10 protein-coding genes and 1 tRNA gene are annotated in these 14,767 nt (G+C 46.9%); all 11 read left to right on the plus strand.

Annotation, left to right across the window (positions count from 1 at the left end; all coding sequences use genetic code 11):
• The first annotated feature begins 2 nt into the window (after positions 1-2).
• Complete coding sequence (gene mfd / locus WMO62_RS08770) at positions 3-3,368, plus strand: transcription-repair coupling factor (RefSeq protein WP_349144454.1); 3,366 nt, start codon at positions 3-5, stop codon at positions 3,366-3,368.
• Positions 3,365-4,477 (plus strand): peptidylprolyl isomerase, encoded by a 1,113-nt coding sequence (locus WMO62_RS08775; RefSeq protein ID WP_349144455.1) that lies wholly within the window; start codon positions 3,365-3,367, stop codon positions 4,475-4,477. Before mfd ends, WMO62_RS08775 begins: the two co-directional genes overlap by 4 nt.
• A 59-nt stretch (positions 4,478-4,536) precedes the next feature.
• Entirely contained in the window at positions 4,537-5,682 is a 1,146-nt protein-coding gene (locus WMO62_RS08780; protein ID WP_349144456.1) for a peptidyl-prolyl cis-trans isomerase, read from the plus strand.
• Positions 5,683-5,684: 2 nt separating this feature from the next.
• A complete protein-coding gene (locus WMO62_RS08785) occupies positions 5,685-7,196 on the plus strand; it encodes a GH25 family lysozyme (protein ID WP_349144457.1) in 1,512 nt (503 codons plus the stop codon).
• Entirely contained in the window at positions 7,193-8,653 is a 1,461-nt protein-coding gene (locus WMO62_RS08790; protein ID WP_117499345.1) for a nicotinate phosphoribosyltransferase, read from the plus strand. Before WMO62_RS08785 ends, WMO62_RS08790 begins: the two co-directional genes overlap by 4 nt.
• A gap of 104 nt (positions 8,654-8,757) precedes the next feature.
• Positions 8,758-9,306 carry a stage V sporulation protein T gene (gene spoVT, locus WMO62_RS08795; protein ID WP_117499347.1) on the plus strand — a complete coding sequence of 183 codons (549 nt, stop codon included), beginning with the start codon at positions 8,758-8,760 and terminating at the stop codon, positions 9,304-9,306.
• A 162-nt stretch (positions 9,307-9,468) separates the two neighbouring features.
• Positions 9,469-9,540, plus strand: a tRNA-Gln gene (locus WMO62_RS08800).
• 126 nt (positions 9,541-9,666) lie between these two features.
• Positions 9,667-13,644, plus strand: coding sequence for an EAL domain-containing protein (locus WMO62_RS08805; RefSeq protein ID WP_349144458.1), 3,978 nt, complete (start codon positions 9,667-9,669; stop codon positions 13,642-13,644).
• A 5-nt stretch (positions 13,645-13,649) separates the two neighbouring features.
• Entirely contained in the window at positions 13,650-13,802 is a 153-nt protein-coding gene (locus tag WMO62_RS08810) for a hypothetical protein (RefSeq protein WP_349144459.1), read from the plus strand.
• A gap of 101 nt (positions 13,803-13,903) precedes the next feature.
• The gene (locus WMO62_RS08815; protein WP_349144460.1) at positions 13,904-14,104 is read left to right on the plus strand and encodes a hypothetical protein; all 201 of its coding nucleotides are present in this window, start codon (positions 13,904-13,906) and stop codon (positions 14,102-14,104) included.
• A 35-nt stretch (positions 14,105-14,139) separates the two neighbouring features.
• The coding region (locus WMO62_RS08820) for a lytic transglycosylase domain-containing protein (RefSeq protein WP_349144461.1) at positions 14,140-14,767 on the plus strand (628 nt) is incomplete at its 3' end.

Below are 14,767 nucleotides of genomic sequence, written 5' to 3' on the forward strand. Positions count from 1 at the left end.
TTATGGACACCTTTTATGAACCGTTGCTGGAGCTGGAAGCATTTGGTCAGATACGGGAGCAGTTGAAAAAAGAAGAAGGACTTCAGCTGATCACGGGCTGTGTGGATTCTCAGAAGACTCATCTGATGTACAGTCTGGGAAGAGACTGGCCTGTGAAATTGATCCTTACTTATAATGAACTGAAGGCGAAGGAAATCTATGAAGAATATGAGGCACTCGGGGAGGATGTGTATTACTATCCTGCCAGGGATTTCCTGTTCTTTCAGGCAGATATTCAGGGAAATGAACTGCTGCGCCAGCGGGTATCTGCAGTAAGCAGCCTTTTGTCTGGAGAAAAGTCGGTGATCATTACCACTTTGGATGGCTGTATGGACCCTCTGCTGCCGTTGAAAAAATGGCGGGAATTGATGGTGACTATCGGGGTTGGAAGTATTCTGGAGATGGATGCCTGTGGAAAAAGACTTGTTCAGATGGGCTATGAGCGGACTGGGCAGGTGGAGCTGCCGGGACAGTTTGCAATCCGTGGAGGCATCCTTGATATTTATCCGCTGACAGAGGAGTATCCGGTCCGGATCGAACTGTGGGATGATGAGGTGGATTCCATCCGAAGCTTTGATGCCCAGAGTCAGCGTTCCATGGAAAATCTGGAGGAGATCACGTTATATCCAGCGGCCGAGCTTTCGCCAGATCAGCAGGGATACAAAGGGGAAAGTCTGCTGGATTATATCAAAGAATTCCGATCCCTGGTATTTCTGGATGAAAGTAACCGTCTGCTGGAGCGCGGGGAGACGGTAGAAAAAGAATACAGACAAAGTTTTGAAAACCGGATGGAAAAGGGACAGATCGCAAAAGATCAGCCGGAGGAGATTATTGCCTGTGAAGTGATCTGGCACAAGTTAAATCAGATGCGGGGAGCGGTGCTTAGCACACTGGAGGCTACGGACCGCCGACTGGAGATTCATAACCGGTATCGGTTAGATACCAGATCCATTCAGTCTTACAACAATCATTTTGAACTTCTGGTCAAAGACCTGAAGAGATGGAAAAAAGAAAAATACAGAGTGGTTCTCATGTGTGCGTCCAGAACCCGTGGGCGCCGTCTGGCGGAAGATCTGCTGGCAGAAGATCTAAGTGCATTTTACAGCGAGGATGAGACCCGGATAACACAGCCTGGTGAGATTATGGTTACCCATGGAAATGTGTACCGTGGCTACGAATATCCCATGATCCGTTTTGCAGTGATCTCGGAAACGGATGTATTTGGAAAAGAAAAGAAGAAAAAGCACCGGAAACAGCGCTCTTATGAAGGTACCAGGATCGGAAGCTTCAGTGATCTGAACGTGGGCGACTATGTGGTGCATGAAAATCATGGACTTGGTATCTACCGTGGTATTGAGAAAATTACGGTGGATAAGACGGTCAAAGATTATATGAAGATCGAGTACAGCAAAGGATCCTGCCTCTATATTCTGGCGACCCAGCTGGACGCGATCCAGAAATACAGCAGTGCCGACGGGGAGAAGGTACCGAAGCTGAATTCTCTGGGCGGACAGGACTGGAAGAAGACCAAGACCAGAGTGCGGAGCGCTGTACAGCTGGTGGCAAAGGACCTGGTGGAATTATATGCGGCCCGTCAGTCGGAGAAAGGCTATGTATACGGACCAGATACAGTCTGGCAGAAGGAATTTGAGGAATTGTTCCCTTATGAGGAGACAGAAGATCAGCAGAAAGCAATCATGGATACCAAACATGATATGGAGAGCGGTAAGATCATGGATCGTCTGATCTGCGGAGACGTTGGATATGGCAAGACAGAGGTGGCACTTCGTGCAGCATTTAAGGCAGTACAGGAGAGCCGGCAGGTAGTATATCTGGTGCCGACTACGATCCTTGCCCAGCAGCATTACAATACCTTTGTTCAGCGAATGAAGGAATTTCCGGTGCGGATCGATCTGTTGTGCCGGTTCCGCACGCCTGCCCAGCAGAAGAAGACAGTGGAAGATCTTCGGAAAGGGCTGGTGGACATTGTAATCGGAACTCACAGAGTGCTGTCCAAGGATGTGGAATACAAGGATCTGGGGCTTCTGATCATTGATGAGGAGCAGCGCTTTGGTGTGGCGGACAAGGAGAAGATCAAGAAGCTGAAGACCAACATTGATGTGTTATCCTTAAGTGCGACGCCTATTCCAAGAACGCTTCATATGAGTCTGACAGGGATCCGCGACATGAGCGTGCTGGAAGAACCGCCTATTGACCGTATGCCGATCCAGACCTATGTGTGTGAATATGATGAAGAGATGATCCGCGCTGCCATCAGCAGGGAACTGGCAAGAGAGGGACAGGTCTACTATGTCTATAACAGGGTAGAGACTATCGCAGAGGTGGCACATCGGATCCAGGAACTGGTACCGGAGGCAAATGTGGCATTTGCCCATGGACAGATGAAAGAACATGAGCTGGAAAAGATCATGTATGCCTTTATTGAAGGGGAGATTGATGTGCTGGTCTCCACTACGATCATCGAGACGGGTATGGATATTTCCAATGTAAATACGATCATTATTCATGATGCGGACCGGATGGGACTGTCCCAGCTCTATCAGCTGCGCGGTCGTGTAGGCAGGTCGAACCGGACAGCTTATGCATTTCTTCTATATAAAAAAGACAAGATGCTCAAAGAGGTGGCAGAGAAGCGTCTTCATGCGATCCGGGAATACTCGGATCTGGGAAGCGGATTTAAGATTGCTATGAGGGATATGGAGATCCGTGGGGTAGGAACGCTGCTGGGACAGCGGCAGCATGGACATATGCAGGCGGTAGGCTATAACCTGTATTGCAAGATGTTGAGTGAGGCAGTTGCCCGCATGAAGGGTGGGCAGAAACCGGATTTGGATGATTTTGAGACGGTTGCAGATATTCAGATCGATGCGTTTATTCCAGACAGCTATATTAAAAATGAGGCACTGAAGCTGGATATTTATCGGAGAATCGCAGCGGTGGAGAATGAGGAAGAGCGAAGTGATATGCTGGAAGAGCTGATCGACCGGTTTGGGGAGCCGCCGAAATCAGTTATGAACCTGCTGGAGATCACCAAGGTGAAGAGTATGGCCCGCAGACTGTATATCAAGGAAGTGAAGGGAAGACCGGATCAGATTACATTTACGATGTACGAGAAGGCACAGATCAATGCAGCGAAGATCCCGGATCTGCTGGCGCGGATGGATGGAGCACTCACTTTCCGGAAGACGGAGCCCGTACAGTTTGCTTACACTTCCAGGAGCAGTCGTCAGGATTTCTCAGGAAAGCTTCTGGAGACCACAGAGCGGATTCTGGAAGAGATGGAAGTATTATTGGAGGATGCACCATGAGATACGAAAAGATGAGAAAAATGATACGGCAGATGGCAGCAGGAGTATTGACGGCCTTTCTGCTGACCGGTCTGGCCGGTTGCGGAGCTGCTGGACCGGTCGGCGAGGAAGAGACGGATGTACAGGAGACAGGATCCTCTGCAGATGCCGGAGAACAGGGGGTCTCAGAAGCGGACTGGGACAAGATTGCTTTCGAGATCAACGGTGAGCCTGTTTCCCTGCGGGAATGGAATTTTTATCTGCGGATGAATCAGATGCAATGGGAAAAGCAATATCTGGAGGACTACGGGGATGATATGTGGTCTGTGGAGACAGATGACAGCGGGGCTACCATGGCAGATGGATTAAAAAAGGAAGTCATGGAAGTGATCTGTAAGACTCACATCCTGAATCAGCATGCACAAGAATACAATGCAGAACTGACAGCGGAAGAAAAAGCAGCAGTGTCTGAACGGGCAGAGAGTTTCATGAGTGCCTATCATGCAGCACTTCTGGATTTTGCAGGAGCGGATGAAGAGTTTGTCACAGAACAATTGTCTGCCACGGAGCTGTCCACAAAAGTAGAAGAACTGGCAGGCAAAGAATATGAGCCGGATATTGCTGAAGAAGACTATCAGAGAGAGGGAATCTGTTATGTGCTGATTTCTACTACCGGACTTCGGGATGCGGATGGAAATCTCACACCATTTTCTGATGAAGAAGTTCAGGAGCGCACACAGATGGCGAAGGAACTCAGTCAGAAAGCAAAGGAAACAGGGGATCTGAAGAGCGTGGCAGAAGAGGCCGGCCTAAGACCGATTGAATCCAGTATGGGACGCAGCAATGAGGGAGACGGACAGGAACCACTGATGCTGGATGCAGCCAGGGCACTGGCAGTTGGGGAAGTGTCCGATCCTATTGAGACAGAGGAAGGCTGGTTTCTGGTACAGCATACCAATGATTATGATGAGAGCGGAACCGTATACTGGAAGGAATATCTGACAGAGCAGGCGCAGCAGAGTTATGCACAGGAAATCTATGAGCAGTGGAGAGCAGATGCACAGATCGTGCAGAATGAAGAAATCATGGATTCTGTAATTGTGAAAGATGTATTAAAAGAGTTGCTTTGAATATAAAAAGAGCATATAATCAGAAGAAATATACGGATTTGCAGGAGGATTTTGTTATTATGATGAAAAAAAAAGCGACCACTTTGCTGGCCGTTCTGTTAATGGGAGCAATTGCCCTGACTGGATGCAGTGCCCCACATACGGTAAATGGAAGTGCAGAAGCTGTCAGTGTGAATGGAACTTCTGTTCCACTGGGAGAACTGAATTTTTATCTGCGTTATCAGCAGGCCAATATGCAGAATGCATATGGAGGAATGTTTGGTGAGACCTTTATGAATACAGATATTACCGGAAGCGGATCTGTATATGGTGTTACTATGAGAGATTCTTCTCTTGAGACCCTGGAAGAATATTATCTGGTTGAGGCAAATGCAGAGGAACTGGGCATATCCTTGACCGATGAGGATGAGAGCAAGATCGCAGATACTGTACAGGCATTCCTGGCAGCCAATGACAGCAAGACGCTGGATGCCATGACAGCTGATGAGGCAACTGTTACGCATGTACTGGAACTTATCACTCTTCAGCAGAGAGTACATGAGTATTTTGGGACAACCATTGATACCGAAGTAGATCCGGAAGAGGCAAATCAGAAGAAGATCTCCTATGTACTGAACAGTACAGAAGATACCACGGATGATGCAGGTAATACCGTTGTTCTGTCCGAAGCAGAGAAGGAGCAGAAGAAAGCAGATATGGAAGCTCTTCTGGCAGAAGCAAAAGAGAGCGGAGATCTAAGCGCAGCAGCAGAAAACTACAGTCTGAGTGTAGTTCCTGCTACCTATGGAAAAGATGACGAGACACTGAATGAAGATGTCTATGCTGCAGCAGAGCAGTTGTCTGACGGTGAGTATTCAGATGTAATCGAGTCTGATAATGGCTATTATGTTGTATATATGGAGAGTACTTCCGATGCAGATGCAACGCAGACCAAGATCGACAGTATTTTAAGTGATCGTACCAATGAAGCCTATTCCGCATGGCTGGATCCGCTGAAAGAGGGCGCAGAGATCACAGTAAATGATAAAAATGTAGAAAAACTGACATTTGACCGGATCTATACGGTGAAAGCAGCCGATGAGGCAACTGCAGACGAGACAGTTACAGATGAGGCAACTACAGACAAGACAGCGGTTGAAGACGGCACTGCTGACGATGCAGCGACAGAAGAGGAAGCAGCAGAAGATACTGCGGCAGAGGAATAAGGGTGAAAAAGAAGACACTTTGTCTTTGTTTGATCGGTCTTCTGGCAGCGGCCGGTCTGTTGACTGGCTGCACGAGAACCAGTGAAGAACTGATTTTATCAAAAGAGAATTCCGCGACAGAGGAGGAGATTAAAACTTCTCTGCCGGAGAACAAAGATCTGGATGAAGTGCCCTTGGATGAAGAAGAAACAGAACGGGAAGCGGCACCTGTACCAGAGGATGGAAAGGCTGTTTCCCGTTCTGCATATTCAGTCACCTTGACGGATACTGTGAAATATGTAGAATCTTCCAGAAAAGAGATCACCAGAACAGAGAAACGTCTGTCTGTAGTCGATGAGAATGATCCATCCACTTACCAGATCGTCCGTAAGGAAGAAGCGGTGGAAGTACAGAATGAGATTCCATGTGAGTATCAGGACGAAAAGGGTTTTCCGAGATATGTGTGGAATGACGGTCACTGGTATGAGTATGAATACAGCAGCAGTGACATTACATTGGATGAGGATAATGAAGAACTGGCATTGATGCTTCTGGAGATGATGGGTGACAGTGAGGGTGAGGTATATTCCGTGAACTGTGAAGTGCTGACAGGAACCAATGCCGGATATGCATTTCATGTTGTATACAGAAATGAGCTGACCCTGGAGGGAGAACCATCAGATACTACGGGTCTGATAGTCAGCAGAAAACGTACAGAGACTACCACACAGAAGCAGATGGTGGAGACGAAAGTCCCGGTGGAAGTTGAGAAAACAGTGCCAACCGGAGCATATACCTATTATGGCTGGCAGGAGCAGGAAGGTTCTGTATACTATTATGATGAGCATGGCGAGAAAGTGTCAGGAGCACAGGTGATTCAGGGTATCCGCTATGTATTTGATGAAGATGGGAAGCTGATCAGTCAGGCCGGAGTAGATGTCTCTTCAAAGAGCGGAACGATCGACTGGAAGAAAGTAAAAGAGTCTGGGATATCTTTTGCGTTGATCCGCTGTGGTTACAGAGGTGCATCTACGGGCGAGCTGTTTGAAGATGCGGCCTGTACAGCCAATGTAGCAGGTGCCAGGGCTGCTGGCTTATCAGTAGGTCTGTATTTCTATTCCCAGGCAGTAACAGAGGAAGAAGCCACAGAAGAAGCAGAATTCATAGTACAGGCTGCCAGGACCTGTCATGTGACAGCTCCGCTTGTCATTACAGGTGGATATACTGCGGATCTGGCCGGGCGCGCAGAAGGAGTGAGCCCGGAAGAACGGACGACATTTACAAAAGCATTTTGCCGGAAAGTACATGAAGACGGAATGATGCCGATGATCGGCGGAGAAGCAGGATGGCTTTCCAGCAGTCTTGATATGACTGCATTGCCCCAGGAACAGATCTGGGTTGCACAGGAGAACAGCAGTGTTACCTGGTCTGGAACCTATCAGATATGGCAATATACTGCGCAGGGATCAATCGATGGGATTCCCGGCATCGCAGGATTAAATATTATAACAGGAGACGGGAGGATTTTCCAATGAGTGTTACAGCACAGAATCTGACATTACTTACAGATTTGTATGAACTGACAATGATGCAGGGATATTTCAAAAATCCGGTGCAGGAGACCGTGATCTTTGATGCATTTTATCGTGTGAATCCCTGCGGAAATGGATTTGCGATCGCAGCAGGACTGGATCAGGTGATCGACTATATCAAAAATCTGCATTTTTCAGATGAAGATGTAGCGTATCTTGACAGCCTGGGAATCTTTGAAAAGGATTTCCTGGAATACTTGAGAGGGTTCCATTTTACCGGTGATATTTATGCGATTCCGGAAGGAACTGTGGTATTTCCGAGAGAACCGCTGGTGAAAGTTATCGCACCGATCATGGAGGCACAGCTGGTAGAGACCGCAATTCTTACCATGATCAACCATCAGAGTCTGATCGCCACCAAGGCGGCAAGAGTAGTCAATGCGGCCAGAGGAGATGGCATCATGGAGTTTGGACTGCGCCGTGCTCAGGGACCGGATGCGGGTACCTACGGAGCACGAGCAGCTATGATCGGTGGCTGTATCGGTACGTCCAATGTGCTGACCGGACAGCTGTTTGATGTGCCAGTGCTTGGAACCCATGCACATAGCTGGATCATGAGTTTCCCGGACGAATATACTGCATTCAAGACATATGCAAAAATGTATCCGGATGCATGCACGCTGCTGGTAGATACTTATGATACATTAAAATCCGGTGTGCCAAATGCGATCCGTGTGTTTAAAGAAATGCGTAAGGACAAGGTCCTGAACGGACGTTACGGAATCCGTCTGGACAGTGGAGACCTGGCATATCTTTCCAAAGAGGCAAGAAAGATGCTGGATGCAGCAGGATTTTACGATGCAGTGATCTCGGCTTCCAGCGATCTGGATGAGTATCTGATCGACAGTCTGAAGACCCAGGGTGCAAAGATCACTTCCTGGGGTGTTGGAACAAACCTGATCACTTCCAAGGACTGCCCGGCATTCGGTGGTGTATACAAGCTGGCAGCAGTAAAACAGGGGGATGGAGAATTTGTACCAAAGATCAAACTGTCTGAGAATACGGAGAAGATCACAAACCCGGGCAACAAGACAGTTTACCGTATTTATGAAAAATCAAATGGAAAACTGAAAGCAGATCTGATTGCACTGGTGGATGATAAATTTGATGAATCCAAGGACCTGGTGATCTTTGATCCACAGGAGACCTGGAAAAAAACCCATCTGAAGGGTGGCACTTACACCATGAAGGAATTGATGGTGCAAGTATTCGACAAAGGAAAGTGTGTCTACACATCTCCGTCGGTTATGGATATCCGTGAGCATTGTATCAATGAGCAGGCTACCCTGTGGGACGAGACCAGACGTCTGGTGAATCCGCATGAGGTCTATGTGGATCTTTCAGACCGCCTGTATAAGATGAAGACGGATCTTCTGAATAAAATGCATCCGGAAGAATAAGACATGAGAGAACAGTGATGTATATTTTTCCTGCATTTCCACATACTAGCCATATGTTGCAGAAATGAGATATATGAAACGGAACATGCAGGAGGAAATATGTTATGAAGGCGACAGGAATTGTACGACGGATCGATGATCTGGGAAGGGTCGTGATCCCTAAGGAAATCCGCCGCACGCTTCGTATCCGGGTGGGAGATCCGCTGGAGATCTTTACAGATCGGGAAGGTGAGATCATCTTGAAAAAGTATTCTCCCATTGGAGAGCTGGGAGCTTATGCGGCGGATTATGCAGAAAGTCTTGCGCAGACAACGGGCTATATTGTGTGTGTGGCGGATAAAGACACTATGATCGCAGCTGCGGGAACCGGGAAGAAGGAATGCATCGGAAAAGCAATCAGCCAGGAACTGGAGCAGATGATCCAGGACAGGGAGTGTCTCCAGGCAACGGCAGGGGAAAAGCGATTTGTTCCTGTTCTGCAGGATGGACCGGAAGGGATTGCTTCTGAAACAATCTGTCCCATCATCAGTGAAGGAGATGCGGTGGGATCTGTGATCTTCCTTTCCCGGGATGAAAAACAGAAAATGGGAGAGACAGAGCTTAAGCTGGCATCCAGTGCAGCAGGATTCCTTGGAAAACAGATGGAACAGTAAAGGTGATGGATCCCTGAAAACCTTGAGATTACAAGGTTTTTCAGGGTCCTGAAAACTTTTTGAAAAAAATTTGAAAAAATTTGAAAAAAGTGCTTGCATTTTCTGGAATCATGCCGTATAATAACATTCGTTGGTTGACAAAACACAACAACACAGACACATAGGGCTATCGCCAAACGGTAAGGCAACGGACTCTGACTCCGTCAGTTCAAGGTTCGAATCCTTGTAGCCCTGCTACCTGAGAGCTTTCCTGAAAAGGAAAGCTCTTTTTTTTATTTAAAGTTGGGTGGAATCTGGCTGTTGGTTGTGCTATCATAAATACAATAGTTGAGATTGTGGAAAAGCGGGTGGAGGATACAAATGAAGCGAGAAGAGAGGAATGAGATGATAGATCATCGAGGAAATGAGATTGAGCAATGTCTGAAGACGATAGAATTTCTAAGTGAAAGTACGGAGGACTACTTGTTCTTATGGGACTTTCAGACGGGGAATCTACACTTTTCAAATCCGGTCTACGAGAAATACAATCTGCCGAAACGAGAAGAATATGTTTATCAGATTCAGGATTTGGAGAGATGTGTGTATGCCAGAGATGCTGATGCCGTGAAGAGAACGTTGCGGCAGGTAGAGTGCGGTGATATGGTCTCTTGTAATATTGAGTGTCGGCTTTTAAATAATCATGGAGAAAAAGTATGGATCAGTTTTCGGGGGAAGAGCCAGTGCAGTGACACGGGAAAACCGGAACTTATGTTTGGGCGGATTTCGGATTCTGTTATGAGTCGGAAAGTAGATACGCTGACCGGGCTTTTAAATATGACCTGTCTGTTTGACGATTTGGAGAAAGAACTTCAAAGTGAGAAAAAAGGTTTCTTGATGCTTCTTGGGATCGATGATTTTAAAAATATCAATATCAAACAAGGAAGAGGGTACGGAAATTACATTTTGAAGATCGTGACAGAGATCATGGAAGAAGTGGTCGATTTGTCATTGAGTATTTATCGGGTGGACGGCGACCGGTACGCGATCAATATGGAGGGGCGTACAAAAGGTATGGTGCAGACGACGTATCTGCTGATCCAGGAAAAAGTATTGCCGTATTGTACGATGTCTGCCGGAGCGGTTCCTTATGGGGAAGAGATTCTAGACGGTAGCGGTGTATTATATCAGTATGCAGAAAATGCGCTTGACCGGGCAAAGAAGAGAGGAAAGAACAATCTTGTGTTTTTTTCAGCCGATGATTATGAGAAGAATTTGAAGCGGATTGACTTGCAGGAAGAATTAAGAGAAAGTGTGCGGAATGGGTTTGCTGGATTTCATCTTTGCTATCAGTTGCAGGTGTCGGGGACAGATTACCATGTGCACGGAGCGGAAGCGCTTCTCCGATATGAATCGCCGAGCCGGGGAAGAATCAGCCCGGAAGAATTTATCCCGCTTTTGGAGCAGACGGAACTGATCGACCCGGTCGGAGACTGGGTTTTGGCGACTGCCCTGCATCAGTGCAAATGTTGGCGGAAATGGGTTCCGGATTTTCATATCAGTGTCAATATTTCTTACATCCAGTTAAGGAATGAGATGATTACACAAAAAGTGTTGGACGCGTTGAAGAAAGCGGAACTTTCGGGGGAAAGTCTTACCTTGGAAGTGACGGAGAGTATGCAGCTTCAGGAATATCAATATTTCAATCAGATTTTTTACTCGTGGAGAAGATGTGGAATCCAGATTTCAATTGATGACTTCGGAACCGGATATTCCAGTTTGGGATATTTGAAAAGCATGGAAATCAACGAAGTAAAGATCGATCGTTGCTTTGTCAGCAGATTACAGCACAGTGTGTATAATTGCCGGTTGATCAGCAATATGATCGAACTGTCTCATAGTGAGCAGCTTCGTGTTTGCTGTGAGGGCGTGGAAACCGAAGAGGAACTGGCGGTTCTGCGGACGCTGCACCCGGATCTGTTGCAGGGATATTTGTTTTCAAAACCATACGAAGCAGAAACATTTGCCAGATATTACATCAGGGGAGACAGTGAAGAACACAGTCAATGGGAAGCATACAGAAAAAGACTGTATCAACTTTCCGGCGGAGAAAAAACGCAGGAGATGCCGGAACGGGCATGTGAACAGGGCAATATTATAGAAGAAATGGACGAGATTGTGTTTGTCTGCGATCAGGATAGTTATGAGCTGTACTATATGAATATGGCGGGGCAGCTTCTGACAGGCGTTCACGATTATAAAGGGAGAAAGTGCTATAAAGTATTTCAGGGGAGAAACGATCCCTGTGAGTCTTGCAAAAATCACAAATTAAATGCAGAGCGTTTTCTTGTGTGGGAAAAAGAGAATACGTTTTTGAACCGTCATTTTCTGCTGAAAGATAAATTGATCCCATGGAATGGAAAAATGGCACGTATGGAGATCGCGATCGATGTGACGGAAAAAGAACATGTCAGCAAAAGTATTCAGGAAAAACTGGACTTTGAGCAGAATATTGTGGAATGTACAAGAATGCTTGTGGAAGAGCCGGATACGGAACTTGCGATCCGGAAAGTTTTGCGGTCGATCGGCGCGTTTTATCAGGCAGATCGTTCGTATATATTTGAACGGGCGGCGACAGGCGATTTTTGGATCAATACTCATGAGTGGTGTGAGAAAGGCGTGACGTCAAAGCAGGACGAACTTCAAAATGTTCCGGGCAGCACGATACAGCGATGGGGCGAAGCGTTTCAAAAAGGGGAATCGGTTGTGATCCGTAATTTGGAACATATAAAAAAGAGCGCACTGGAAGAATGGGAAATCCTGCATACACAGGGGATCCGGCGGCTGATTGTTGCGCCGATCCGAAAAGCGCAGCGTGTGATCGGATTCCTTGGGGTAGATAATCCGAAACGCCATCATGGCGATGCGGCGCAGCTTCATACGATGTCCTGTTTCCTGACAGAACGTCTGCACGACACTGCGGCAGGAAAACTGGTGCCGGAGATCGCATGTGAAGAAGTGCTGGGAACGATGAACCTTGGACTTTGGAAAATCATCCTGAACCGAAAGAACCGGACGGCAAAGATGTATGGGGACCGGACGATGAAACGGATCATGGGCGTGAACGAAGAACAGATTCCGGAGGAAATGTACCAATACTGGAACAGCAGGATTGGTGAGCAGTATCGTTCTTATGTGGCGAAGTCTGTGGAGCGGATCGTGACATCCGGAGGACCGGCGCAACTGGAATATACATGGGTGCATCCGGAATTAGGGGAGTGTGTGGTACAATGTCTTGGTGTCCGAATGGGAGAAATCGGAGATAAGGTCTGCCTGACCGGATATCATCGTCTTGTCAGTGAGATGGAATTGCTGCAGTTTTCGACGGAATCAAAAGCAGAGGAAAAGAGGGCGCTTCAGGAGAATAAGTGGAATTTCTGGGAAAAATATACATGGAAAAGTGTATTTTACTATGCAGTGCTTTCGGAAACGGTTGCGTTCGCAGAGGTAGAACTGGATAGCGGTGAACTTCGGACTGCCGGAGGACTGTGGAAGAGCTATATGGGGGAATGCAGGGAGAACAAGGAAAAATTTGCAGCGCTGCTGGAGCGGAAAGCCGAGGAAGAGGTGCATCCGGAAGATATGGAAAGCGTCCAGAGATTTGTACAGGAAGAAATGTGTAGTTCCAGACATGCCAATGGAATTTTAACGAAAAAGTTGTGTTTCCGCAGATGTGCGGACGATGCGTATCAATGGATGAAACTGACGATGCATATTTTCCGCGAACGATATACGGACCGGGTATATGCGCTGTTGTATCTGAAAAATATCGATTCGGAGAAAAGAAAAGAGCTGGTGCTTCAGAAAGCGGCAAATCTGGATCCGTTGACAGGGGTTTATAACCGAGTTACATTTGAAAGAGAAGTAGAACGGTATATACTTCGGGATAATACGGTGGACGGAGGAGCGCTTATGATTTTGGATCTGGATGACTTTAAGGGGATCAATGACCGCTATGGACATGCAAAAGGAGACGAGGCGTTAAAAACGTTGACCGGAGTTTTGAAAATGACATTCCGTCACGGAGATCTGATCGGACGGCTTGGCGGGGACGAATTTCTTGTGTTCATCAAAAATGTAGAGGTGCGTGAAATACTCAACCGCAGGATGAACGAGTTATTTGCCATGATCCACAGTGCGTCGGAGATTCCGCTTCGGTGCAGCGTGGGGATTACATTTGTCTCTAAAAGCAGATTTTCTTATGAAAGGAGTCTGGAGGAAGCCGATCAGGCTTTATATGAAAGTAAAAGATTGGGAAAAGACCGGTATTGTTATTATCGGGACATTAAGAAAGGAGAATGAGAAAGGTGGCAGGTTTAAGTGAAACAAACGGATTTGGAAAGAAGCGGATTATGATCGTGGATCACAATGAAGAAGAGCAGAAAACAGTGAAAAAGATGCTTGGGGAAGAATATGAAGTTTTGGTTGCGGAAACAGGTTTACAGGATTTTTCTGGCTAACATGGATGACATGAATTTAGTTGAAATTACAGTCACTTCGTAATCGGATCGACCGGGTCTTTGACGAGGTATTTTAAATAGGAAAATGAGCGGGTACCAAAATGGTATCTGCTTTTTCTTTTGGAATTAGACAAAATGAACAAAAGAAAGAAGCTGACAAAGCGGCAGAAGTAGAAAAAGCAGAATTTTTCTGTGAAATCAATACAAAAAAAAGCGAAAAAATATTGGAGTTGGGCTGGAAGCGAAAAAATATTGGAGTTGGGCTGGACAAAAATATTGTAAAAATATGTAGAATCGTGTAAATAAAGATTGGATTTTAGCGGAGAGGGAGATTGTGATGGATTATATACTGCAGAATATGCAGTACAGATATATGGAAAATGTCATACAACAGATCAATCGCGGCGCAGTGCAGAATGTGACGAAGCCGTCCCTGTCCGGGACTGGATTTGCACACATTTTTCAACAGACGCAGATGGCGGAAAGCGGGATCAGCGCAGGAGATTTGGATGCAATTTTTGAAGAGGCTTCCCGGACGTACGGCGTTCCGGCAGATTTGCTGAAAGCGGTCGGAAAGAAGGAATCGAATTATGACCCTTATGCACAGTCGGGAGCGGGGGCGCAGGGCGTCATGCAGCTTATGCCGGCGACGGCGCAAAGTCTCGGCGTGACGGATCCGTTTGATGCGCGCAGCAATATCATGGGCGGCGCAAAGTATCTGTCAGATCTGCTTGCCAGATATGATGGAAATGTGAATCTGGCGCTTGCGGCATATAATGCGGGAAGCGGTAATGTGGAAAAGTACGGTGGAGTTCCGCCGTTCCAGGAGACACAGAACTATATCAGCAGAGTGAAAGAATATATGGGTGATGCAGGGAATCTGTTGACCGGCGGATCCGGCAGCGTACGGAATGTGAGTGGGAAGACAGGAGTGAATCTCTGTCCGCTCTGCGGAGAGGGAAAGC

The organism is Hominiventricola aquisgranensis (genome assembly GCF_040096225.1).
GTDB classification, from domain to species: domain Bacteria; phylum Bacillota; class Clostridia; order Lachnospirales; family Lachnospiraceae; genus Hominiventricola; species Hominiventricola aquisgranensis.

What these genes read in the sequence shown, in the direction of transcription:
- WMO62_RS08780 (WP_349144456.1), top strand. Translation starts at nt 4,537, where the DNA reads ATGATGAAAAAAAAAGCGACCACTTTGCTGGCCGTTCTGTTAATGGGA.
- WMO62_RS08815 (WP_349144460.1), top strand. Translation starts at nt 13,904, where the DNA reads ATGGTATCTGCTTTTTCTTTTGGAATTAGACAAAATGAACAAAAGAAA.
- spoVT (WP_117499347.1), top strand. Translation starts at nt 8,758, where the DNA reads ATGAAGGCGACAGGAATTGTACGACGGATCGATGATCTGGGAAGGGTC.
- mfd (WP_349144454.1), top strand. Translation starts at nt 3, where the DNA reads ATGGACACCTTTTATGAACCGTTGCTGGAGCTGGAAGCATTTGGTCAG.
- WMO62_RS08790 (WP_117499345.1), top strand. Translation starts at nt 7,193, where the DNA reads ATGAGTGTTACAGCACAGAATCTGACATTACTTACAGATTTGTATGAA.
- WMO62_RS08775 (WP_349144455.1), top strand. Translation starts at nt 3,365, where the DNA reads ATGAGATACGAAAAGATGAGAAAAATGATACGGCAGATGGCAGCAGGA.
- WMO62_RS08805 (WP_349144458.1), top strand. Translation starts at nt 9,667, where the DNA reads ATGAAGCGAGAAGAGAGGAATGAGATGATAGATCATCGAGGAAATGAG.